Source organism: Arthrobacter sp. Leaf69 (genome assembly GCF_001422645.1).
Classification (GTDB): Bacteria; Actinomycetota; Actinomycetes; order Actinomycetales; family Micrococcaceae; genus Arthrobacter.
On record NZ_LMLR01000013.1, the window covers coordinates 428460 to 451192 of the forward strand.

Annotated in this window: 24 protein-coding genes and 1 pseudogene; 17 read left to right on the top strand and 8 right to left on the bottom strand. The window is 67.3% G+C overall.

Features of this window, described 5'->3' with window-relative positions:
- Positions 1-211: 211 nt before the first annotated feature.
- On the bottom strand, positions 212-982 hold the full coding sequence (locus ASE96_RS14825; protein WP_056431990.1) for a potassium channel family protein: 771 nt from the start codon (positions 980-982) through the stop codon (positions 212-214).
- Positions 983-1128: 146 nt separating this feature from the next.
- On the opposite strand from ASE96_RS14825, the gene ASE96_RS14830 reads away from it, so the two are divergent.
- Both ASE96_RS14830 and ASE96_RS14835 read left to right on the top strand, forming a co-directional pair.
- Positions 1129-2055, top strand: a complete 927-nt coding sequence (locus tag ASE96_RS14830) for an MIP/aquaporin family protein (RefSeq protein ID WP_235500267.1) — start codon at positions 1129-1131, stop codon at positions 2053-2055.
- Positions 2056-2146: 91 nt separating this feature from the next.
- The gene (locus tag ASE96_RS14835; RefSeq protein ID WP_200913063.1) at positions 2147-3085 is read left to right on the top strand and encodes a 5'-3' exonuclease; all 939 of its coding nucleotides are present in this window, start codon (positions 2147-2149) and stop codon (positions 3083-3085) included.
- Positions 3086-3145: 60 nt separating this feature from the next.
- Here ASE96_RS14835 and ASE96_RS14840 read toward each other — a convergent pair whose 3' ends face one another.
- Together ASE96_RS14840 and ASE96_RS14845 are read right to left on the bottom strand one after the other, a co-directional pair.
- Positions 3146-4276 (bottom strand): serine hydrolase domain-containing protein, encoded by a 1131-nt coding sequence (locus tag ASE96_RS14840; protein WP_082492770.1) that lies wholly within the window; start codon positions 4274-4276, stop codon positions 3146-3148.
- Between the two features lie 87 nt (positions 4277-4363).
- Complete coding sequence (locus tag ASE96_RS14845) at positions 4364-5467, bottom strand: baeRF11 domain-containing protein (protein WP_056431994.1); 1104 nt, start codon at positions 5465-5467, stop codon at positions 4364-4366.
- A 331-nt stretch (positions 5468-5798) separates the two neighbouring features.
- Between ASE96_RS14845 and ASE96_RS14850 the strand changes: the two genes are divergently transcribed.
- The 4 genes from ASE96_RS14850 (at position 5799) to ASE96_RS14860 (ending at position 8516) form a co-directional block, all read left to right on the top strand.
- Positions 5799-6389 carry a ferritin gene (locus ASE96_RS14850; RefSeq protein ID WP_056431996.1) on the top strand — a complete coding sequence of 197 codons (591 nt, stop codon included), beginning with the start codon at positions 5799-5801 and terminating at the stop codon, positions 6387-6389.
- Positions 6390-6440: 51 nt separating this feature from the next.
- Positions 6441-6602, top strand: a complete 162-nt coding sequence (locus ASE96_RS18950; RefSeq protein ID WP_082492771.1) for a DUF1905 domain-containing protein — start codon at positions 6441-6443, stop codon at positions 6600-6602.
- 117 nt (positions 6603-6719) lie between these two features.
- Positions 6720-7985 (top strand): MFS transporter, encoded by a 1266-nt coding sequence (locus tag ASE96_RS14855; protein ID WP_200913064.1) that lies wholly within the window; start codon positions 6720-6722, stop codon positions 7983-7985.
- A gap of 150 nt (positions 7986-8135) precedes the next feature.
- Complete coding sequence (locus tag ASE96_RS14860; RefSeq protein ID WP_056432002.1) at positions 8136-8516, top strand: VOC family protein; 381 nt, start codon at positions 8136-8138, stop codon at positions 8514-8516.
- 6 nt (positions 8517-8522) lie between these two features.
- Here ASE96_RS14860 and ASE96_RS14865 read toward each other — a convergent pair whose 3' ends face one another.
- Complete coding sequence (locus ASE96_RS14865) at positions 8523-9095, bottom strand: antibiotic biosynthesis monooxygenase (protein WP_082492772.1); 573 nt, start codon at positions 9093-9095, stop codon at positions 8523-8525.
- A gap of 62 nt (positions 9096-9157) precedes the next feature.
- The gene (locus ASE96_RS14870; RefSeq protein ID WP_056432235.1) at positions 9158-9499 is read right to left on the bottom strand and encodes a carboxymuconolactone decarboxylase family protein; all 342 of its coding nucleotides are present in this window, start codon (positions 9497-9499) and stop codon (positions 9158-9160) included.
- A gap of 297 nt (positions 9500-9796) precedes the next feature.
- On the opposite strand from ASE96_RS14870, the gene ASE96_RS14875 reads away from it, so the two are divergent.
- The gene (locus ASE96_RS14875) at positions 9797-10099 is read left to right on the top strand and encodes a hypothetical protein (protein ID WP_056432008.1); all 303 of its coding nucleotides are present in this window, start codon (positions 9797-9799) and stop codon (positions 10097-10099) included.
- A gap of 60 nt (positions 10100-10159) precedes the next feature.
- Here the strand turns inward: ASE96_RS14875 and ASE96_RS14880 are convergent.
- A pseudogene (locus ASE96_RS14880) lies at positions 10160-11099 on the bottom strand (DMT family transporter).
- On the opposite strand from ASE96_RS14880, the gene ASE96_RS14885 reads away from it, so the two are divergent.
- Both ASE96_RS14885 and ASE96_RS14890 read left to right on the top strand, forming a co-directional pair.
- Complete coding sequence (locus ASE96_RS14885) at positions 11098-12504, top strand: aminotransferase-like domain-containing protein (RefSeq protein ID WP_056432011.1); 1407 nt, start codon at positions 11098-11100, stop codon at positions 12502-12504. The pseudogene ASE96_RS14880 and the gene ASE96_RS14885 sit on opposite strands and share 2 nt — an antisense overlap.
- 33 nt (positions 12505-12537) lie before the next feature.
- A complete protein-coding gene (locus tag ASE96_RS14890) occupies positions 12538-14001 on the top strand; it encodes a protein adenylyltransferase SelO (protein WP_056432012.1) in 1464 nt (487 codons plus the stop codon).
- 218 nt (positions 14002-14219) lie between these two features.
- Here the strand turns inward: ASE96_RS14890 and ASE96_RS14895 are convergent, their stop codons facing one another.
- Complete coding sequence (locus ASE96_RS14895; protein ID WP_056432014.1) at positions 14220-14477, bottom strand: metal-sensitive transcriptional regulator; 258 nt, start codon at positions 14475-14477, stop codon at positions 14220-14222.
- 130 nt (positions 14478-14607) lie between these two features.
- On the opposite strand from ASE96_RS14895, the gene ASE96_RS14900 reads away from it, so the two are divergent.
- From ASE96_RS14900 to ASE96_RS14935, 8 genes are all read left to right on the top strand, one after another.
- A complete protein-coding gene (locus ASE96_RS14900; RefSeq protein ID WP_056432016.1) occupies positions 14608-15255 on the top strand; it encodes a rhodanese-like domain-containing protein in 648 nt (215 codons plus the stop codon).
- Entirely contained in the window at positions 15252-16163 is a 912-nt protein-coding gene (locus ASE96_RS14905; protein ID WP_056432019.1) for a sulfite exporter TauE/SafE family protein, read from the top strand. The genes ASE96_RS14900 and ASE96_RS14905 overlap by 4 nt, the downstream gene beginning before the upstream one ends.
- Positions 16164-16205: 42 nt before the next feature.
- On the top strand, positions 16206-16502 hold the full coding sequence (locus tag ASE96_RS14910) for a rhodanese-like domain-containing protein (protein ID WP_056432021.1): 297 nt from the start codon (positions 16206-16208) through the stop codon (positions 16500-16502).
- Between the two features lie 60 nt (positions 16503-16562).
- A complete protein-coding gene (locus tag ASE96_RS14915) occupies positions 16563-16925 on the top strand; it encodes a thioredoxin family protein (RefSeq protein ID WP_056432024.1) in 363 nt (120 codons plus the stop codon).
- Between the two features lie 133 nt (positions 16926-17058).
- Complete coding sequence (locus ASE96_RS14920; RefSeq protein WP_056432027.1) at positions 17059-18468, top strand: MBL fold metallo-hydrolase; 1410 nt, start codon at positions 17059-17061, stop codon at positions 18466-18468.
- 94 nt (positions 18469-18562) lie between these two features.
- On the top strand, positions 18563-19846 hold the full coding sequence (locus ASE96_RS14925) for an MFS transporter (RefSeq protein WP_056432030.1): 1284 nt from the start codon (positions 18563-18565) through the stop codon (positions 19844-19846).
- Positions 19847-19990: 144 nt separating this feature from the next.
- On the top strand, positions 19991-20989 hold the full coding sequence (locus ASE96_RS14930) for a hypothetical protein (RefSeq protein WP_056432031.1): 999 nt from the start codon (positions 19991-19993) through the stop codon (positions 20987-20989).
- Between the two features lie 124 nt (positions 20990-21113).
- On the top strand, positions 21114-21560 hold the full coding sequence (locus tag ASE96_RS14935) for a hypothetical protein (protein WP_056432032.1): 447 nt from the start codon (positions 21114-21116) through the stop codon (positions 21558-21560).
- A gap of 53 nt (positions 21561-21613) precedes the next feature.
- Here the strand turns inward: ASE96_RS14935 and ASE96_RS14940 are convergent, their stop codons facing one another.
- Positions 21614-22624 (bottom strand): LacI family DNA-binding transcriptional regulator, encoded by a 1011-nt coding sequence (locus tag ASE96_RS14940; protein ID WP_056432035.1) that lies wholly within the window; start codon positions 22622-22624, stop codon positions 21614-21616.
- Positions 22625-22733: the final 109 nt, after the last annotated feature.

A 22733-nucleotide genomic window follows, 5' to 3' on the forward strand; every position in this document is an offset into this window, starting at 1 on the left:
AACTGCCACCGGCACTAGGTGCCCGGCGCCAGTCCCGGCTGAGCGCGCAAAGGCGCCTTGGCTCCGTGCTCATCAAAAATGGCTGCGTAGTCACGTATCTCGACCGCCGTCACAATGCGATTGTGGCCTCGAAGCGCCCAATCGTCAACGCACTGCCGGCGCACCACTCGTTGCTGAAGCGTGGCCCGCGTGGCCGGCAGCATTGCAACCCCTAACCGGGTTCCCTGCGTGGCTTGACATCGGTGTGGCCGGCGCCGGTTTCCTCCGGGCCCAGGGCCAGCCGGTGATGGAGCCTCTCGATCTGCGCCGTCAGCCGGGCGAGCTCCTCGCTCCTCGCGGATTCGCCGGCTTTCGTCCGCGCGGCGGTTGCGGCGGCCACGCTTTCAACCAGCCAGGAAGACACAGTGGCGGTGACCATACTCAAGACGACGAAGCCGCCGATCATCAGCGCGGCCGCAGCCCAACGACCAAGGACGGTGACCGGATAGAAGTCGCCATAACCAATGGTGGTGATGGTGACCATCGCCCACCACAGGGAATCACCCATCGTAGTGATATTCGCGTTCTCGGCGCCCTTTTCGAAGCTGAGGACGCTCAGGGCCACGGTGTAGACAAGAATGACGGCGGATGCAATGACGTAGGCCATGACGCGCGCCCTGATGGCCGTTCCCGGTGCACGGTCCATCACTTGACGCAACGTGAAGGGCCGCAGGAGCCGCAATGGCCGCATCACCGGGAGCACCACCATCAGCAACTCCAAAGGGTGGCGGATGAACCATCGACCCGGCCGGGGCGCCAGGAGCAGTTTCACGACGTAGTCGATGCCGAAGGCAGCCCATGTTGTCCAGATGACAATCACCAGAGCGTCCGCGTAGGGGGCGGGCGGTTCCGCAATGATCAGAACGGAATACGCCGCCAGGAAAAGGAAGGCCGCGCCGACGAGGGGCCACTCGGAATACTTCTTCCACGTCTCTTGCTTCATGGCTGAATCGTAGGACGTTGTTCCCCGGATGTCCTCAGAAAATGCCCGGCCGGATGCTTTTGCGGACGGCAGCGCTGTCTTCCCCCGAACAGAAACGAGAACTGCGATGACAGCCGGCCCTGGCGGCGGTACATTGGGCTTCTGCGGTGCCGGCCCGCGCCGGGCACGTCAGATCACTAAGCCAGCACCCGGCGGAGGCGAAGGCCATGGCGGAAAATCAGGGCAAGGACGGAAACGGACGCAAGGGTGCGCGTGAAGCCCCCGTGCATGAGCGAAACCTCGCCAGCGAGCTGGGAACCGTCGAACAGAACCTCCTGCTACGAATCCAGGATTTCGGTGATCCACGCCAGGAATGGCGGCGCCTGTTCTCGGAGCTGTATGGCACATTTCTGCTCGTCATCGTGGCTGCCGGGGGTGGAATGATGAGCCAGGCCTTCCCCGGTGTCATCAGCCGCACGGCGGCCGTGGTGGCTCCAGGCTTGATGGTGATGGGGATCATCCTGTTCATGGGCAAGGTTTCGGGTGCCCATTTGAACCCTGCAGTCAGCCTCGCTTTCGCGCTCCGCGGCGACTTCCCATGGCGCCGGGTGCCGGGCTACATTGTCGTTCAGCTCCTCGGCGCGACGCTGGCCTGTCTGCTGCTGCAGGCCGTGATCGGCGTCTCCGCCACCTTCGGTTCGAACTACCCGGCTGCGGATTACTCTGCGGGCGCCGCGTTCTGGATGGAGGCGCTGCTGACGCTGGCGTTGGTCAGCGTCATCCTCGGAACGGCCTCCGGGGCCCAGAACATCGGGCTGCTCGGGGCATTCGCGGTAGGCGGCTACATCGCCGTGGCCGGTCTGTGGGGCAGTCCCATCTCGGGCACATCGATGAATCCGGCACGAACGTTCGGGCCCGATCTTGTGGGCGGAAATTTCAGCCACTACTGGGTGTATGTCGCCGGGCCACTGGCCGGTGCGGCGGCCGCCGTCGGTATCGCTTTCATTTTGCGCGGCGCCGGCGGCGGAAAATCTGGTTCCGAAGCTGCGCAGGGGGCTCTCTTCACTGAGGCCGCCACAGAAAAGGGAGCATAGCGGTCGGTTGGACGGCGCGTCCGTAACGCCGTGACCGCCGAGGCCAACACGGAAGGAAGCGCGAACAGGCACAGCCGTGTCAGGATCAGTTATGTCCCAACGCCTGATGCTGCTCGACACCGCGTCGCTGTACTTCCGCGCCTTCTACGGCGTGCCCGACACGATCCGCCGCGCCGACGGCACGCCGGTGAACGCCGTGCGTGGCCTGCTGGACATGATCGCCCGGCTTACTGCCGACCACGAGGCGACGCACCTCGTGGCGTGCTGGGACGACGACTGGCGTCCGCAGTGGCGGGTGGACCTTATCCCGACGTACAAGTCACACCGGGTCGCCGAGGTGGTGGAGGGTGCCCCCGATGTGGAGATCGTGCCGGACGGACTCACGGCGCAAATACCCATGATCCGCCGGGTGCTCGACCTGGCGGGCATCGCCGTCGTGGGGGCCGCCAGTCATGAGGCCGACGACGTCGTCGGCACCTATGCCAGTCACGCGGAGTTTCCCGTCGACGTCGTGACGGGGGACCGCGACCTCTTCCAGGTGGTCGACGACGCCCGTCAGGTGCGGGTGGTCTACACCGCGCGCGGCATGAGGAACCTCGAAGTCCTCACCGACGCGGTGGTCGTCGAAAAGTACCGCGTGCTGCCCGTGCAATACGCCGATTACGCGACCCTCCGCGGCGACAGCTCCGACGGTCTGCCCGGTGTCGCCGACATCGGCGAGAAGACCGCCGCGTCCCTGCTCGGAGACTACGGCACCCTCGACGGGCTGCTCACGGCGGCGGCGGATGCTGGAAGCGGACTGTCCGCGTCCGTGCGGTCGAAGCTCGCGGCGGCCGCGGATTACCTTGCGGTCGCTCCCGCCGTCGTGGGTGTGGTGCGCGACCTCGAGCTGCCCACTCTTGAGGAGGCCGGCGCGGAACTGCGGCCTGTCGCCGGTGAGTCCCGCGTCGAGCTGGAGCGTCTCGCGGCTGACTGGAACCTCGGCGGCTCGGTCAGGCGGCTGCTTAAGGCGCTGGACCGGCGCCGATGAGGGCAAGGCGCAATTTGTCGAAGGCAGTGACGGGCGGGCACGGCGCCTGACCGACCGCGACTAGGGCCACGAGGCCGATGCCAGGAGCGCGAAGAGCGGTTCGAAGTCGTACATGCGGGTGCTGTTGCTCATCACGACGACGCCGAGACCTCGGTCGGGGTAGAGGCGCATGACGTTCCAGAAGCCCGCGCCGGCGCCGAAATGCTCCACCCAGTCCCCGCTGGCCTTTGTGGGCCGGCGAAACCACCCGGTTCCGTGGTCGAAGGGCTTGCCCGCCTGGTCAATGGAGCGCATGCGGCGGGCGGCCTGGGCGGACAGGACCCGGACGCCGTCGATCTCGCCGTCGCGAAGGTGCAGGCGAAGGAACCTGCCGGCGTCCAAAACGTCGCCCACCAGGCCACCGTAGGCGGGTCCGTCCACGTAGAACGGATTCAGTGACAGGTACTGCCCGTGACGGTCGCCGGCGATCCCGCCGGGCAACAGGCCGCGGAGCAAAGGATCCACGATCCGGGGCGCCTTGACATACCCGGTCGCAATGTCCGCGCCCTCTTCATAGCGGAACCCGGTGTGTTCCATGCCGGCGGGTCGCAGGACGGACTGCTGGATATACGCCTCGAAGGGCACCCCGGCCGCGGCGGCGATGACCTCTCCGGCGGCAAGGTAGCCGACGTTGGAATACCTGGCGCTCTGCCCGGCCGGGTAGCGGTAGCCGCGGCGCCTGCTCATGAGGCGCCGGAGCAGGGCCCCGGGGTCCGGCGGATCCGCGTCGGCCGGGTGAACCCAGCGGACGGGCATCGGGTTGCCGAAACCGGCGGTGTGGTTGAGTAGCTGGCCCACACGCGGCGTCGAGGTCCCCGGCGCCTGAAGGTACCCAACGTACTCGCCGATCGGGGCCCTCAGATCGAGGCGGCCCTCGTCCACCAGCCGGAGCGCAGCCGTCGCCGTCACGATCTTGGACATGGAGAACCACAGATACGACGTCGAGGCGGTTGCGGGCCTGTTCGCTGCACGGTTGGCGAGACCGTAACCGGCGGCGAGGAGCACCCTCTCACGATTCACCACGGCCATCGAAAAGCCCGGGACGCTGCCCCGACGCATCATCGTGGTGACCGCCGCCGAAGCGCCGCTGGGTGGCCTGCCCGCCGCGATGATTTCGCCCGGCCCGTCCGCGTCGGTGCCATCTGTCGCCATGGTTCCCTTTCATCACGTCGGTCTGGTTTCGCCGGCACGATGCATTCCGAGTCCGACGATGCTTTACGCTCCAGTAGCGCTCAGGGGTCAGACGGCGTAGCGAAGAATTCCTGCGGCCTGCGCTTTCTCCGGCATGTCGGATTGGCGCACGGCAAGAACCCGCGCACCCGTTCCGAGTGCCCGCCGGGCGATTTCCTCGATCACATTGTTGCCCGCGTCCGCGTCCAGGGTGAGCACGCCGTCGTCCCCGACGGAACCGTTGACCGCCGCGTCCATGTCCACCACAAGCGTCTCCACCGCGCCGAAGGCAGCGGCCCGTGCCAGATCGCTCAGATCCGTCGCCGCGCGAGAGTTGGTGCGGCGTTCTTCAAACGTCGTTTGCAGGGCCACAAGATCGGCCGCGTAAATCCGGTCCAGCACACCGCGCGCGGCGTCCGCCAATTGGGTCGCGGTCAGCTCGTCCGGGTTACCTTCGATGACCTCGGCAGCGACGTGCGCGTATCCCGTGAGATTGCGGTAAATGCTCCTGAGTGGCTCCGCCGCAGCGATCACCAGCGGCAGGGATTGTCCGTTCAACATCGGACGAAGCACGTGATCCACGGACCGGGCGTATTGGGTTAGCCGCACCTTTCGTCCCTCGTCGCCCTGCAGCCGCCCGGAGGGGGAACGACCGCCGATCGAATCGAGCCCCACGGCACTTGCGGCGTCAGCCGGCATTCCAGGGACGGTGACTTCTTCGGCCGGCCGGTCGGCCGAGACCTCAATGAGCCGGGCCCCGTTCTGCGAGATCGCGAGCACAAGCGCCGCGTTGGGGAACGTTATGGCGCGAAGGAGCGGTGTGATGGCGAACCGATCAGTCACGCTCACCTGGTCTTCGAGATCGTTCGGCAAACGGAACTCAAGAACCGACGTCGGCGTCGCGAAGATGGCTAAACTGCGGCCCATATCGAACCAGAACTCCGGGGCCTCCAACAGTTCGTTGAGAAACGCTTCTATGGCAGCGACGGATTCTTTGCCGCTTCCCTCCTGGAGCTGTTTGATGGCAGAACCGAACAAAGAACGCGCTTTGGTCTGATTCTTCTCCGAATCGGCCGGGACGCTGCTTGTCGAAAGATAGATGGTGACGCTGTGCGGATCGCGTACAGCCGCCAGGCGTTCCAAGTCGTACCGGGTCGGCATGTCAATATGCATGGGGTGCTCCTTGTTGTTATCCCTGCGTTCAAAAGGACGGCGACGGGCATGCTCCACCTGCTTGCTGCTGACTGCCCCGCCGAGGCCCGGCAATACCGGGTCAGCCCAGCATCAGACCCTCAACTGCTCGTGTCAACAGACGGCGGGAACGGCACGAAGGCCGGTTCGTGCAATCAGCGGAAGCGAAAGGAATGTGCCTTGACGCAGGGATCCAAAGCGGAGGACGCTCGTAACAGGCCCTCCGGCAGTCCCGGACTCCGCACAACCTTGACCCGGCAGAACCTTGGCGCCCCAGGTCCACACCGTTGAACACCGACTCGAGGAGAGCACCATGAGCCCACAATTCAACGAGCTGCTGACCCGCCAGGTCGGCAATGAGTTCGCAGCGTCGCAGCAGTACATCGCCATCGCCGCCTGGTTCGACGGGCAGGACCTTCCCCAGCTTGCCAAGCACTTCTACCGCCAATCCCTGGAGGAGCGGAACCACGCCATGATGATGGTCCGGTACATCCTGGACCGTGGCATCAAGATCACCATCCCGGGGATCGACCCGGTACGGAACGACTTCACCTCGGCAGAGGAACCCCTGGTCCTTGCCCTCGCCCAGGAGGTTGAGGTCACTGACCGCATCAAGGAACTTTTTGCCGCGGCCCGGGCGGAAAACGATCCCCTGGGTGAACAGTTCATGCTCTGGTTCCTCAAGGAGCAGGTCGAGGAGGTCGCCTCGATGTCCACGCTGCTGAACGTCGCCCGCCGGGCGGACAACCTGTTCGACGTCGAGACCTTCCTGGCCCGCGAACGGGTGGGGGACGCCGGCCAGCACGGGGGAGGAGGCCACGGTGGTCGTCACGGCCACAGAGGCGGCCACGGCGGACCCCCCGAGGACACCGGCACACCGGAGGCTGCGGGCGGCTCACTCTAGCGAAGAAGAGGGCCTCCCCAGCGGCGAACGCCATCCTGCAATAATCAGACAATGGTGCTGCAGTACACCTTCACGGCCCGCTTGTGGCTCTATCCGGGCGAAGCCGGGTGGCACTTCCTCACGGTTCCGGAGGAGGTGGCGGCGGTAGTCCGGGAGGACACCGAAGCGGGAGACCAGGTCAGCGTCCACCTCGAGGTGCCCGCCGCTGGCTGAGCCGCCGCCGCTGATCCGGATGCTCCTGCGCATCTAGCCGCTGCTCTGGCGCGCACAGGGCAAGGGGACGAGAATGGGCACGTGCTCCCCACTAGCCCCGGCGGGGACGGCGAGGTGATGAACGCCGCCGCTCGAAAGATCCAGCGCATCTTCCTCACGCTGACGCTGGGCAATACCCTTGCGGCCTCGTTCATCTGGGGGATCAACACCCTCTTCCTGTTGGACGCCGGACTCAGCAATCTGGAGGCTTTTGCGGCAAACGCCTTTTTCACGGCCGGGATGGTTCTGTTCGAGGTGCCCACCGGAGTGATTGCCGACGGGTGGGGCCGGCGCGTGTCGTTCCTGCTCGGCACGGCGACACTGGCCATCTCCACTTACCTCTACTACCTGCTCTGGCAGTTTTCCGCCCCCTTCTGGTGGTGGGCGGTGGTGTCCGTTCTACTCGGGTTGGGCTTCACTTTCTTCTCCGGAGCCGTGGAGGCCTGGCTCGTCGACGCGTTGCGGTTCTCGGGGTACGAGGGCGGGCTGGAGACGGTGCTCGGGAGGGGACTGATGGTGTCGGGTGTGGCGATGCTCGCCGGCTCGGTCGCCGGCGGAGTGATCGCGCAGGCCACCGACCTCGGCGTGCCGTTCCTGCTGCGTGTGGGAGTGCTGCTGGTCATGTTCGCCGTGGCCTTCTGGCTCATGCGCGACGTCGGGTTCACCCCGGAGCGCTCCGCGCATCCGCTCCACGCGACCCGGGCCGTACTTGACGCCTCGATCGAGAACGGATTGAAAAACCCGCCTGTGCGTTACGTGATGCTGGCCGCGCCGTTCAGCGCCGGCGTCGGAATCTATGTTTTCTACGCCCTTCAGCCGTACCTTCTTGAGCTTTTTGGCGATCCCGGCGCGTACTCGGTGGCGGGCCTGGCGGCGGCCATCGTGGCTGGCGCGCAAGTGCTTGGCGGCTGGCTGGCGCCCCGTATCCGGCGCCTGGTCGGCCGTCGCACGACGGTGCTGATCCTGAGCAGCGTCGTGAGCTCCTTGTTGCTGGTTGTGCTCGGGTTCACTCGGATTTTCTGGGTGGCTTTGGCGCTGCTGGCGCTCTGGGCGCTGGTGTCCTCGGCGGGCACCCCGGTGCGCCAGGCCTATCTGAACGACATGATCGCCTCGAAACAGCGCGCAACAGTGCTCAGCTTCGACTCGCTGATGGGATCAAGCGGCGGCGTGGTGGTCCAGCCGCTGCTCGGCCGGGCGGCCGATGTGTACGGCTATCCCGTCTCCCTGGCGATTGCCGGCGTCATCGAGCTGATCGCGGCGCCCTTCTTGCTGGCGAGCCGGCGCCAGCACCCCGCGGCCGACCGTGCCAATACCTCGACGGCGGCGGATTCCGCGCAGTCTTGACTCTCCCGGGCCCAAGCCTAGGATAGTGCGCATCAGCACCTTTCGAGCGTTGACAGGGGTGGCCGGCGCCGGTGCTGGGCAGGATGATGGCCAAGGGCTGGGTGGCTTCCAGGAAGATGATCAACGCTGATCACGAGGGAGAAATTAGTCATGCTGAAGGATCTTGAAATCACCGCCGTCCTCCCCGCCAAGGACATCGCCCGGGCGAGGACCTATTACCGTGACGTGCTGGGGCTGGAACCCTCCGACGCCGCGGACGAGGAGAACCTCATCTACCGGTGCGGGAATGGAACAGCATTTCTCCTGTACCGGACCGACTTTGCGGGCACCGCAAAAAACACCCAGATTGGCTGGGGAACGGACAACTTCGACGCCGAAGTTGAGGACCTCCGCGGACGCGGCGTTGTGTTCGAAGAGTACGACTTTCCGGGCTTGAAGACTGAGAACGGGATCGCGGACACCCCGATGGGCAAAGCCGCCTGGTTCCTGGACAGCGAGGGAAACATTCTGAATATCTTCCAGCGCCCGTAGCCCTCTTCAGCGCTTGCTGCGAAGCCAGGGGCCCAGGAGCCTGGTGGTCACCGGAAGGAAGACGTAGGTCATCAGCGGGGTGAGGAGGCAGACGGCCAGCAGCACTTGCAGGGGCAGCGGCCAGTCACCGGTCAGCGGGTGCAGCAGGAAATTGGCCAGCAGGCTGAGCGGAAAAAAGGGAAGAAAAATGCTGACCATCTGCTTCCAGCGGGGTGGCACCACGGTCTCGGGCACGGTGACAAGGGCATCGCCGGGCTGGGCGAACCAGCCCTCGATGCCCGTGCGCCGTTCAACCTGGGTGACCTCCACGAGGTCCGCCGCGCTGTCAATCCACCAGCGCCGCTCGTCCGACTGCTCCCAGTCGTTCAGCAGAGCCGCATCGGCGAAGCGGTACAGCATGTGCCATTCGTTCGAATCCGCCGCCGAGCGTACCCAGCCGGACCCAAGATAACCCGGCCACTCCCGGGCCAGTTCCTGGCCGGCATGGGCCCAGGCGCTGGCCTGCCGGGTCCGGCCAGGCTGGACTGTCCGCACAACGGAGACGGTGACGGGCTGGGGGCGCAAATCAGGAAGGGTCACTGCACAAATCTTACCGGCGTCGCGAACCCCTCTCACCGGCCCGGGACGTCGCCGGGCCGGTGTCAGCCCTCGGACTCGGCGTTGAGCTCGGCTTCAAGCTCTGCCTCGATCACGGCAACGGCGAAGCCCAGCGCGCTGGCGAGGTTGCCGGACGCCGCCACAACCCGGGGAGTGCCGACCACCGGCGCGACGGCGATGAGGATGCCCTGGACGTCCTCCAAGGTGATGCCGACGCCGCTCGCGGTACCGGCGTTGAGCAGGTAAGAGGCGGGCGGGGCGTCGACTGCCACGAGCGCAGCGATCCGGGCCAGCATGATCTCACGGTCATCGAGGTTGCAGCGGTCGATCGATACGGCGGTGATCTCGGCGAGTGCGTCGAGGACGGGGGTTTCTTCTTCGGCCATGGTCATGTCTCCATCTGGTCGCGGCGGTTCTGTGCTGAGACGGTTGGGTGCTGAATCGGATATGTGCTGGGTGACGCGACGACAGCCGGTCTCCGCCACCCGCCATGCAACGTATCCCGCCGCCGCGGAGGTCAGCATCACCCGCGGGGGATGAGCCGATCAGCGGCCACCCGAAGCGGGCAACCCGGAACGCATCCTTAACACATCCATCCGGAAACCACTCCGGCCCGGCTCCTTACTTTGGAGGGCCTTTCAGGCCTACAGTTGGGCTTCTAGAACTGTCGACAGGAGTGCTCCATGATTACCCTGCAGATCGAACACCGGGTCCGGGATTTCGGCATGTGGAGGAGGGCCTTCGACAGCGACCCGCTGAACCGTGCCGCCTCCGGGGTGCGGTCCTACCGGATCTCGCGTCCGCTTGACCAGGAGGACTACGTGATGCTCGAGATGGATTTCGATTCGCAGGCTGCGGCCGTGGATTTTCTCGGCCGGCTGCAGAACGACACCTGGAAAACAGGGGTGACGGCGCCGGCCCTGATCGGTGAGCCATCGACCAGGATCATCGAGACGGTCGCGATCGAGATGGTGGCAGCAGTCTGAACCGAACCCCTGACGGCGGCTGTGTACGGCCCCGGCGTCGGGGGCCCTGACCGGGGGCCCTCACCGGGGGCCCGGCGGCGGTGTGCTGTTCCTCGTGCGCACGGCAAGGCCGGCGCAGAAAATGACAGCCAGCCCGCCGACAATCGTGGACCAGGCCACGCTCTCGCCCAGCAGGAGCGCGGCCCAGCCAATGCTCAAGACGGGCTGGATGAGCTGGACCTGACCCACCTGGGCCATGGGGCCGATGGCCAGCCCCTGATACCAGGCGAAGAAGCCAAGGAACATGCTGACCACGCCGAGGTAGGCAAACGCAGCCCACTGCACAGGTGTGCCCGACGGCGTCTGCTGGGACATCGAGACGCTCATCAGGAACACCATCAGTGGTGCCGAGAGGACGAGCGCCCACGAGACTGTCTGCCAGGCGCCAAGTTCACGTGCGAGCAGGCCGCCTTCGGCGTATCCGATGGCTGCGGCCGCGACGGCACCGAAGAGCAGCAGGTCTGACCAGTGCAGCTGGCCAAAGCCGCCCGTCTGCGCGGAGGCGAAAACAATGGTTGCGGCCGCCCCGACGGCGGTGATGAGCCAGAAGGCAGGACGCGGGCGTTCGCGGCCCCGGACGACTGCCATCGCTGCGGTCGCCGCCGGAAGCACAGCGATGACGACGGCGCCGTGGCTGGCGGGGACGGCGGGCGAGCGCAAACGAGGTCAGTAGCGGAAAGCCGACGACAATCCCGCCCGCAACAAGCGCCAGACGCGCCCACTGGACGCCGCGCGGCGGGCGCTGCCGGGTGAGGGCGAGGGCGCATGCGGCAAGGACCGCCGCCACCACCGCGCGGCCGGATCCGATGAACAAGGGGTCCATTCCGCCGACGGCCACCCGGGTGAACGGAACCGTAAAGGAAAAGGCCGCCACTCCGAGCAGTCCCCACCACAACCCGTTCCCGGGCGCGGTGGATAGCGGTGGCCGGATTGATTCGATAGCGCTACTATTGGCTTTCATGTCCTACGATAGCAGTTCGCGAATTGTGGACCGGCTCCGGAAATGGATCGCGGCCGCCCCGCCCGGGGCCAGGCTGCCCTCCACCCGCTCATTGGTCGCCGAATATCAGGCAAGTCCCGTGACCGTCCAAAAGGCGCTCCGCACCCTCGCGGGCATGGGGCTGACCGAAAGCCGTCCCGGCGTCGGGACCTTCGTCCGGGCGGTCCGCACGGCGCGGCCCGCGGACTACGGCTGGCAGACGGCAGCGCTGCGTTCGCCCCAGGCGCCGCTGCGGCCTCCTTCCACTGCGATGCGGACCACGGCGAACGATCTCATTGCCTTCCACTCGGGGTATCCGGACCGGGAGCTCCTGCCGGAGCGCCTGGTGCGGGGTGCGCTCACACGTGCCGCCCGTGGAGACGCGGCCGTGTCGCGTCCGCCGGCGGCGGGGCTGCCGGAGCTGCAGGCATGGTTTGCCCAGGAACTGAGGGCCTCCACCCCGGCCGGTGTCGCCCCGCCAACGCCGAGCGATGTCACGGTGCTGCCCGGGAGCCAGAGCGGACTCAGCTCCGTGTTCCGCGCCCTGGCCGGCAGCGGGCAGCCCCTGCTGATGGAATCCCCAACCTACTGGGGCGCCATCCTCGCCGCGGCCCAGGCCGGCGTCCATGTCATCCCTGTGCCGAGCGGGCCGGAAGGTCCGGACGCGGAAGAGCTGGACAGGGCCTTCGGGGAGACCGGCGCGCGCCTGTTTTACGCGCAACCGAACTATGCCAATCCCACCGGAGCGCAGTGGTCCGCGCGGGTGGCCGAACAAGTGCTGGACGTGGTCCGGGCGCACGGCGCGTTCCTCGTCGAGGACGACTGGGCGCACGATTTCGGCATCACAACGTCGACCGCGCCCGTGGCGGCCCGCGACGATTCCGGGCATGTCGTCTACCTGCGGTCGCTGACCAAGAGCGTTTCCCCGGGCATACGTGTCGCCGCAGTCATCGCCCGCGGCCCGGCGCGCGACCGGATTTTGGCCGACAGGGGAGCCGAATCGATGTATGTTAGCGGCGTGCTCCAGTCGGCAGCCCTCGACGTCGTGACGCAGCCTGCGTGGCAGACGCACCTCCGCGGTCTCCGCCACCAGCTCCATGCCCGGAGGGACCTTCTGGTCAGCAGCCTGGCTGAGTATGCCCCGCAGGCCCACATCGAACACATTCCGAGGGGAGGGTTGAATTTGTGGGCGCGCCTGCCTGACGGGACAAACCTCGAACAGCTCACCCGGGACTGCGAGGTGGCGGGGGTCATCGTCGCGCCGGGCACCGAGTGGTTCCCGGCCGAACCGGCAGGACCGTTCATCCGGCTCAACTACGCCGGACCCAACCCCGGCGCCTTCCGCGACGGCGCGCGCATCATCGGGGAGTCACTGAAACGCCAGTAACGCCGGCCAGGGTGCCGGGGATAACCTTGTTGTATGACTGCCGTAGCCCCTCCAGCCGTCGCCTTTGGCGGCCGCTTTGCCCGGGAGCTTTCGGAGCTGGCCATTCCTTGGCAGGCCGAGGAGGCACCGGAACCGCACCTCCTCGTCCTTAACGAGCCTTTGGCCGCCGAGCTTGGCATGGATCCTGACTATCTGCGCGAAGGCGACGGCGTGCGTTTCCTGATCGGAAACCTGGTGCCCGGCGGCGCCACCCCGGTGGCGCAGGCCTATGCCGGGCACCAGTTCGGCTGGCTGGCCCCCCGCCTCGGTGACGGGCGCGCCCTCCTGCTCGGGGAGATCACCGACGCGGACGGGCATCTTCGCGATGTCCACCTCAAGGGCTCGGGGCGCACGCCGTTCGCCCGCGGCGGCGACGGCCTCGCCGTCGTCGGCCCGATGCTGCGGGAGTACATCGTCAGTGAAGCGATGCATGCCATGGGCATCCCGACGACGCGGTCCCTCGCCGTTGTGGCGACGGGGCGCCCCGTGCTCCGCGACACCATGCTGCCGGGCGCGGTGCTCACCCGGGTCGCCAGCAGCCACCTGCGCGTCGGCACCTTCCAGTACGCCCGCGCCACCGGCGACCTCGGTCTTCTGCGCCGCCTTGCCGATCACGCGATCACCCGGCACTTCCCCGGCGCGGCTGAGGCCGAACAGCCCTATCTCGCGCTGTTCCAGTCGGTGATAGCGGCCCAGGCGGCGCTGGTGGCCCAGTGGATGCTGGTGGGATTCGTCCACGGGGTCATGAATACCGACAACATGACAATCTCCGGCGAGACGATTGACTACGGTCCTTGCGCCTTCCTCGACGCGTTCGACCCGGCCGCCGTCTACAGCTCGATCGACGAGACCGGACGCTACGCCTACGGCAACCAGCCCCTGGTGGCGGAATGGAATCTTACGCGGCTCGCGGAGGCCCTCCTGCCCCTCTTCCACAACGAACAGGAGCAGGCGGTCGCCCTGGCACAGGAGTCCCTCGCCGCATTCCGGCGGCAGTACAGCGCAGCCTGGTCGGCCGGTATAAAGACCAAGCTCGGTCTGCCGGACGGCCTCGACGACGACGTGGCCTCGCCTCTCGTGGACGAGCTGCTCAGCCTGCTGCAGGCGGCCGGCGCCGACCACACGTCGTTCTTCCGACGCCTTGGCGCCGCCGCCCGCGGCCACACGGCACCTGCGCGGAGCCTGTTCACCGACCCGGCAGCGTTCGATGCGTGGGCGGCGCGCTGGAGCGCCCTGGGCCCCGACGCCGACGCGATGGACCGGGTCAACCCGGCCTACATCCCACGTAACCATCTGGTCGAAGAGGCCCTCGACGCCGCCACAGCCGGCGATCTGGACCCGCTCAGCCGCCTGCTGGAGGCCGTGACCAGCCCTTACGACGAGCGGCCTGGTCTGGAGCGCTTCGCCGCCGCCGCGCCGAAAGACTTCGGCCCCTACCGGACGTTCTGCGGAACCTAGCGGCTGCCGCGGGGCGAGTGACGCGCCGCGGACGGTGCAGCCGACCCGGAGGGCAACCTGTTCCGCGCCGACGTCGGCCAGGCCGATGTGGCCTGGTGTGCCTCGCCTACACCGAGGGCAACGTATTCTGCCTCCTCGCCCCACGCTGACGAAGAGCCAGCGGCTCCTGAACGCGAGGCACGCCATGCAGGCGCGGGGGAGCCTGCATGGCGGGGGAGTCACGCCAGTGACAGGAAAAGCTTCTCCAGGTCCTTCGTGTCCATGCTGGAGTCGTTCCGGGCCGCGCACTGCTCCAGCCCGCTGGCAATGATGGCGAAGCCCGCCCGATCCAGCGCTTTCGAGACGGCGGCCAGCTGCGTGACGGTGTCCTTGCAGTCACGCCCCTCCTCAAGCATCCGGATGACAGCCCCCAGCTGCCCCTGAGCACGCTTGAGCCGGTTGATGGTGGGTTTTAGTTCTGCTGAATCAAGGTCCATGGGGGCTCCAAATCTAGGGATGGCTATACCCCAGGATATACCCCCACGGGTATTTTGACTACCCCCAGGGGTATCTGTAATACTCGGTGGGGTATTCAGTTCTCTGCTAGACCGTCTCGAAAGGACACCCATGACGCCCTCTCCCGATTCCTCCGCCAACGCTTCCCCGGCCGCGCCGGCCGTCACCTCACTGGCTCCGGAAACGCTGCGCAGCTGGTTCCAGGAGCACCAGGACCTCATTGTGATCGATGTCCGCTCGGCCGCCGAGTTTGAAAACATGCACATCCGCGGCTCCTACAACGTCCCGCTGCCGCTGCTTTCCGAGCACACTGAAGAGCTCGCGGCCCGCCTGGGCAGCCGCGTTGTGCTGGTCTGCCAGTCAGGAGCGCGCGCCGAGCAGGCACGGCAGCGCTTGGGCGGCGCGGGCATCGGTAACGCCTATGTCCTGGCCGGCGGAGCCCCCGGGTTTGCCGAGGCAGGCGGAGACGTGGTCCGCGGCAAGTCACGCTGGGACCTGGAGCGCCAGGTCCGGCTCGCCGCCGGTTCCCTCGTGGTGCTGGGCCTCGCCGGAGGCAAGTTCGTCTCACCCAAAATCCGCCTTCTCGCCGGAGTCATCGGCGCCGGCCTGACCTTCTCGGCCGCCACCAACACCTGTGCCATGGGCCAGGCAATTTCCGCCATGCCGTGGAACAAGGCCGCCGAGGAGCCGACCCGCGAGTCCGCCATCCTGCAGTTTCCCGTCGCCGCTGCCGTGACTCCGGAGTCCAAGGCCTCATGACCGCCACGCTGATTCTCGTTCTGGCCCTGTCCGTGCTCATCGGGCTGTCGCTCGGTGTGCTCGGCGGCGGCGGATCCATCCTCACCGTGCCGATCCTGGTCTACGTGGCCGGATTCGAAGCCAAGGAAGCCATCGCCGCGTCCCTGTTCGTGGTCGGGGTGACCTCGGCCGTCAGTGTCTTCAGCCACGCCCGCGCCGGACGAGTAATGTGGCGCACCGGCCTCCTGTTCGGCGCCGCCGGCATGGCCGGCGCCTTCGTGGGCGGACTCCTGGGCGGGCACATCCCCGGACAGATCCTCCTGATCGCGTTTGCCCTGATGATGGTCGCCACATCCATCGCCATGATCCGCGGACGCAAGAAGAAGGATGAGGCGGCCATCGAGGCGCCCAAGCACACCGAACTGCCGCTGTTCCGGGTCCTGCTCGACGGGCTCGTCGTCGGCCTGGTCACCGGCCTGGTGGGCGCCGGCGGCGGATTCCTGGTAGTCCCTGCGCTGGCGCTGCTCGGCGGCCTGCCGATGGCAATCGCCGTCGGCACCTCCCTCGTTGTGATCGCCATGAAGTCGTTCGCCGGACTGGCGGGGTACCTCACCACAGTGGAGCTGGACTGGGGGATCACCCTGGCCGTTACGGCGGCCGCCATCGTGGGCACCCTGATCGGGTCCAAGCTCGCCGGCCGCATTCCGGAAGCGGCCCTGCGCAAGGGCTTCGGCTGGTTCGTGCTGGTCATGGGGGCCTTCGTCCTCATCCAGCAGGCCCCCGTGGACCTGCGCGGACCCATCGCGCTGGCCGTCGTGGGCACCGCCGCAGTCGCGGCGGCCGTCTGCTGGCTGTTCGTCCGGTCCTGCCCGCTGCGCAAGTCCAACCGCGTCACCCAAAGCCGGGACGTCCAGCCCACTCCGGTCTGACGGGACCCGCCCCCACCCACTCCTGAAACGAAAGGCATCACCATGGCAGAAATCAGCATCACCGAAGCAGACCGGCGCCGGAACGAGGCGCAACTCCTGGACGTCCGCGAGGACTTCGAAGTTGCCGAAGGCATAATCCCCGGCGCGCTCCACATCCCCATGGGCGAGCTGCAGGCCAGGCTGGCAGAACTGGACCCGAAAATTCCGGTCATCGCCATCTGCCGCAGCGGCAACCGCAGCGCCCGCGTGGCGGATGCCCTGAACGGTGCCGGCTTCACCGCCGACACCATGGACGGCGGCATGATCGCTTGGACCCGTGCGGGCCTGCCGACCACCTGACCCGGCCCCAAAGCTGCAGTCCGCCAGAAGGCCTACAACCCGGAGGAATGGAAGTTGGACATGGCAACCATCGACATCACCGAAAAAACCCTCGCCGAAACGCTGGAAACGCACGACATCGTCCTGGTCGACTTCTGGGCGGGCTGGTGCGGCCCCTGCCGCATGTTCGCCCCCACCTATGAAGCGGCCTCGGCGAAGCACCCCGACGTCACCTTCGCGAAGGTGGACACCGAGGCCGAACAGGCCCTGGCGGTTGCCGCGGGAATCACCTCGATCCCCACGCTGATGGCCTTCCGTGACAAGACCCTGGTCTTCTCGCAGCCCGGCGCGCTCAACGCCGCTGGCCTGGAGCAGGTCATCGAGGGTGTCAAGAACCTGGACATGGCCAGTGTGCGGGCCCAGGCGGCGCAGCCGCAGGGCTGACCGCCGCGCCGGCTGAACCCCGGGAAGGGGCAACGGAACTCCGGGCGCAACCCATCTTGCTGTATACCCCCCGGGGTATTATTATTGTTAGTAGTCGACGGGGTTGACCCCCACTCTTTACGAAGGAGAGCACATGCTTCTGGAACGCATTTATGACGAGGACCTCGCCCAGGCCAGCTACCTGATCGGCTGCCAGGCCAAGGGTGAAGCGGTGGTGGTGGACGGCCGCCGCGACATCGCTGTGTACCAGGCCCTGGCCGCGAAGAATGGCATGAAGATCGTGGCGGTCACCGAGACCCACATCCACGCCGATTACCTCTCCGGCACGCGTGAGCTTGCCGCGGCCACCGGGGCGAAGATCTACGTTTCCGGTGAAGGTGGACCGGACTGGCAGTACGGATTCGACGGGGAGCGGTTGTTCGACGGCGACACGATCACCCTGGGTAACATCCTTATCAAGGCACTGCACACCCCGGGACACACCCCGGAGCACCTGTCCTTCCTGGTGACCGACGGCGCGTTCAGCGACCAGGCAGGGTACCTGCTCTCGGGTGACTTCGTCTTCTCCGGCGACCTGGGCCGCCCGGACCTGCTGGATGAAGCCGCCGGTGGCGTGGACACCCGCTTCGTGGGGGCGAAGCAGCTCTTCGCCAGCCTGCGGGACAAATTCCTCACCCTGCCCGACTATGTCCAGGTCCACCCGGCCCACGGCGCCGGCAGCGCCTGCGGCAAGGCCCTGGGCGCGATCCCGTCCTCCACTGTCGGCTACGAGCGCCTCTACGCCTGGTGGGGCCCGTACCTGGCGGCCAACGATGAGCAGGGTTTCATCGATGAACTCCTCGACGGCCAGCCCGACGCGCACGCATACTTCGGCCGGATGAAGCGGGAAAACCGTGAGGGTCCGGCGGTCATGGGCGAACGCGCACCGCTGCAGGAACTGGACCTCAACACGGTTGCGCAGGACCTCGCTGCGGACAAGGTGACGTTCATCGACACCCGCCCCAACGACCAGGTCCACCAGGGCACCGTGACCGGTTCCCTTAACGTCCCGGCAGGGAAGTCCGTGGCGAGCTTCGGCGCCTGGGTGGTGAACCCGGAAACCGATCCGAACCCGCTGGTGCTGCTGGCTCCCGACCAGGACGCCGCGCAGGACATGTGGGACCACCTGGTCCGGGTCGGCATCGACAAGGTCGCCGGGTACGTCACCGGCTTCGAGGGCCTGCCCACGAGCACCCCGAAGCTCATCCAGCCCGAGGAGCTCGAGGGCTTCGACGCCGCCATGATCCTGGACGTGCGGAACCGCACCGAACACTCCGCCGGTCACGTTCCGGGCTCCCACCAGCTCAGCGGCGGCCGCGTGATGTGGCACCTGGATGAGCTCCCGGCCGAAGGCACCATCGTGAGCTACTGCCAGAGCGGCGTGCGGAACTCGGTCGCGGCCAGCGCCCTGCGCCGCGCCGGCTACGACGTCGTCGAACTCGACGGCAGCTACGCCGCGTGGACCGCACGGCAGCAGGAACTGGATTCCGTTTCCGCCCGCTAACCCGCCCCACCGGCACTAACTGACCGACACCGCTGGCGGCGGCCCTGAACCCTAGGGCCGCCGCCACCGTTCGTCCCCAACCATGTGGAGCAGCATGACCTCCGGCAACACCAATTCACTGCAGCAGGGCCGCCGCGCCGGCATCACGCTGGGCCTGCGGCAGAACCTGGCCCAGTTCATGCTCCTCGTCGCCGTGAACGCCCTGGTCGGTGGCACCCTGGGCCAGGAACGCACCGTCCTTCCGCTGCTGGCCGGGCAGGTCTTTCACCTTGACCTGTACACCTCGGCACTGACGTACGTCCTCGCCTTCGGCCTCGCCAAGGCCGCCACCAACTACTTCGCCGGCACCCTGTCCGACCGCTTCGGCCGCAAACCCGTCCTCATAGCGGGCTGGCTCATAGCCCTGCCCGTGCCGCTGATGCTCATCTTCGGTCCCTCCTGGGGCTGGATCGTCGCCGCCAACGTGATCCTGGGCATCAGCCAGGGCCTCACCTGGTCCACCACCGTCGTGATGAAGATGGACCTGGTGGGCCCGTCCCGGCGGGGCCTGGCCATGGGCCTGAACGAGGCGGCCGGGTACCTGGGCGTGGCCGGAACCGCCCTCGCCACCGGCTACATTGCCGCCACCTACGGCCTGCGGCCCGGACCGTTCCTGCTCGGCGCGGCCTACATCGCACTGGGCCTCGGACTGTCGGTCTTCGCCGTGAAGGAAACCCAGGGCCACGCCCGGCTGGAAGCGGCCAACCACACGAACGCCCACGCCGACGCCCACGGACACTTGAGCAACCGTGAGATTTTCACCCTCACCAGCTTCCGGGATAAGTCACTGTCTTCGGTCAGCCAGGCCGGGATGGTCAACAACCTCAACGACGGACTGGCCTGGGGCCTCTTCCCGGTCCTCTTCGCTGCCGCCGGACTGACGATCGAAAAGATCGGCATCCTCGCCGCCGTCTACCCGGCCGTCTGGGGTGCCGCGCAGCTCGTCACCGGGGCGATGTCGGACAAATACGGCCGGAAATGGCTGATCGTCGGCGGCATGCTGGTCCAGGCCGCCGCCCTGGCGATGATCGCCGTCGGCGAGGACTTCGGGATCTGGCTCACGGCCGCTGCGCTCCTCGGTCTGGGCACGGCCATGGTGTACCCCACCCTGCTGGCGGCGATCGGCGACGTCGCGCATCCGGAATGGCGCGCCCGCTCGGTCGGCATTTACCGGCTCTGGCGCGACGGCGGCTTCGCTGTCGGCGCGCTGCTCTCCGGGATCATCGCCGATGCGTACGGCATTCCGGCCGCCGTCGGAGTCGTCGCCGGACTGACGGCGTTGTCCGGACTCCTTGTGGCCGTCCGCATGCGCGGCAAGGACCACCACCGCCTGGCCTGACCTGGCGGAGGACCCCTCCGGAGCAGGCCATTGCAATCTCTAGTGGCAAGGTCCAATATCAAGTCAGCCCCGCGCCGTCCCCCTGAGGCAGGAGATCATGATGTCGGATTTTGCCAGCCTCGCAGCGGCATTGACGGGGGTCTGATGGGCGGCACCAAGGACTCGGCCGGACTCGTTCCCGACGCCGTGGACCTCAGCGGTCTGACGGAGATACGGGTGCACGGCGTGGGCGGCACGCCGCCAGAGGCACTCCTCGGCGACATGAAGCCGACCAGGGTCGCCGGGGACCGGATCGCAGGGTTCTACCGGACGGCGGACGCCCGCGGCCGGCACCGGGAGGCGTACTCCTGGGGCGGACTGACCTCGCACTCGCCGCTGCGGGTGCTGTGGACGCCGCTGCTGCCGTCGATGCTTGCCAATATGGCCGGCTGGATGGCGCGGCGCGCTGTGATGTCCGGACCCGAGGAGGCGACGGCGGAGCCGACGACGTGGACCTTCCGCTGGTTTGCCCGGCTCGCCGCCCTCGCGCTGACGTTGAGCACCGCCATCATGGTCACGATGCCCAGCCTGGATACGTTCGCCTACCAATGCCTGGGCCAGATCCAATGCCGCAGCCAGCTGTGGGGCATGCCCGTGCTGGACGTTCTGGCTCCCTTGGACCGGCCGGGACTCCGGCTGGCGGCAGGCACTATCGCGCCCGTTGCCATGGCGGTGCTCTTCTATGTCCTGGCGTCCCGTTCACGGACCAGCTACGAAGGCGTTGAACCACCGACCCAGGGGGCGGACCGGCCCGTGCCGTTCGGCCGCTGTGCCGCCGCGCAGGCGGGGGGATTGCGCAGCGCCGAGTTCTGGTCGGGGCGCCGCTGGCACCAGCACCTGTCGGACCTGCACCTGGCGGCAGGCATCGCGGTGGCAGCGGGGACCTTGGGCTGGTGTGTCTCCCAACTCGGCGGGGTCATGGAACTTGCCGATACATGGGCCCAGATCAGTGCCCGGACAGCCGCCGCCGTCTCCGCCGCCACACTGGTTGTTGTGATCGTGATGCTCGCTTTGGAGGAGGCTCACGCGGTCCCCTTTCGCGCCGCCGTCGTACACCGAGCGGGCGGTGCCGGAGCTGACGCGCCGGATCTGGAGGTTGCATGACAACCAGGGCCGGGTGGTGCTCACCGCGCACTCGCAAGGCAGCGTGGTGGCCGCGGCCGTGCTGGCCCGTGAGTCGGCCCGCCACGGGGAATAGGGCATTGGCCTTGTCACGCTCGGCTCCCCGTTGGCGAAGCTGTACCGGTGGGCCTTTCCCGCCCTGGTCAGCGATGCTCTCCTGCAGGGTTTCGCCCGCGGCACCGGGGGCCTGGGTGCTGTCCGATGGCGCAATGTCTACGCCGACACGGACTACATCGGCGGTCCGGTCGCCACGGCTCACTGGCCTGCGCCCAGCACCACGGATGTCCGCCTTGTCGACCCGTCAACGCACAAATATGTGTTCGCCCAGCCGTTGCCGCATGTCCTGAGCCATACGGGCTACTGGGTCGACGCACGGTTCTGGCAGGAAGTCGACGCTGTCTGCGACGACATCGCAGCGGACAGCGTGCCTGTCGAACGGCCCGAACCGCCCGCCGCTGAAGGGGCCGCACCCGGCGGCGTCCCGGACGACGGCAGGAAAGCGGCGGTGGACACCATCGCACCGGACCCCACGGCGCCGGTCCAGTATCGGTAAGTGTCCGCCGGGCCGTGACGTCGCGGCGGCCCGGGGACGCCAGCCCGACGACGTCAGGCCCGGGTTGACGCGCGGACCACCAGTTCCGGCGGGAAAACCACCTGGCGCGGAACGAACCCGGCCTCGGAGCTTGCCTCCCGCAGCAGCAACTCCAGGGCAGTCGAACCAATCAGGGCGCTGGGCTGCCGGATGGATGACAGGGGAACCACCGCAGCGGCAGCGAATTCAATATCGTCATAGCCAATCAGCGCTATTTCGTCCGGCACCGGCACACCGCCCATCAGCATCAGGCCCTGCAGGACACCCACCGCGAGCAAATCGTTGGCCGCGAAGATCGCATCGGGCCGTTCAGCCGCGGGCCGGAGCCGGATGGCTTCTCCGGCGGCCCGGCCGGAGAGCACTGTCAGCGACTCTGTTGAGATGACTTCCAAGGTGGCATCGGGCGCGGTCTCCATGGCCTTCCGCGCTCCGGCGAGCCGGTCGGCCACCTGGCGAATACCTTCCGGTCCACCCACGAAGGCGATCCGTCGGCGTCCCGTGGACAGCAGGTGCGCGACAGCCATCTCGCCGCCGGCCAGATCATCCACGGCGACGGAGGAGAAGCTCGGGTTGTCTGCCTGCCGGTCGACGAGGACAGTCGGGATGCCACGCCGGCGCATCTGTTCGAGCCGGGGGATCACATTGCCCACGGGGGACAGAAGCACCCCGCGGACGCGCTGCTGTTCAAAGAGATCCAGGTAGGCCGCCTCCCGGCCCGCGTCCTCATTGCTGTTGCCCACCAGGACAGTGAAATGTTCGGCCGCCGCCCGGTCTTCGGCTCCTCTGGCCAACTCCGTGAAAAAGGGGTTTGCGGCATCCAGCACCACCAGCCCGACACTGTGGCTCATGCCGGCGCGGAGCTGGCGGGCGGCATCGTTGCGCACAAAACCCAGCTTGTCGATTGCCGCCTGCACCCGGGCCGTGACTTCCCCGGAGACCTTTTCCGGCCGGTTCAGCACATTGGATACGGTCCCGACGGAGACGCCGGCCAGGGCGGCGACGTCCTTGACGCTGGCTGAAACCATTCCTGAGCTCCTGAATACTGGCGTCGCCGCGGGCGGGTCACATGCGGCTTATCTGATGGTGCCCTCAGGATACCCGTCCACGGCCCGTTTTGAACCCTTTCATTGAAAC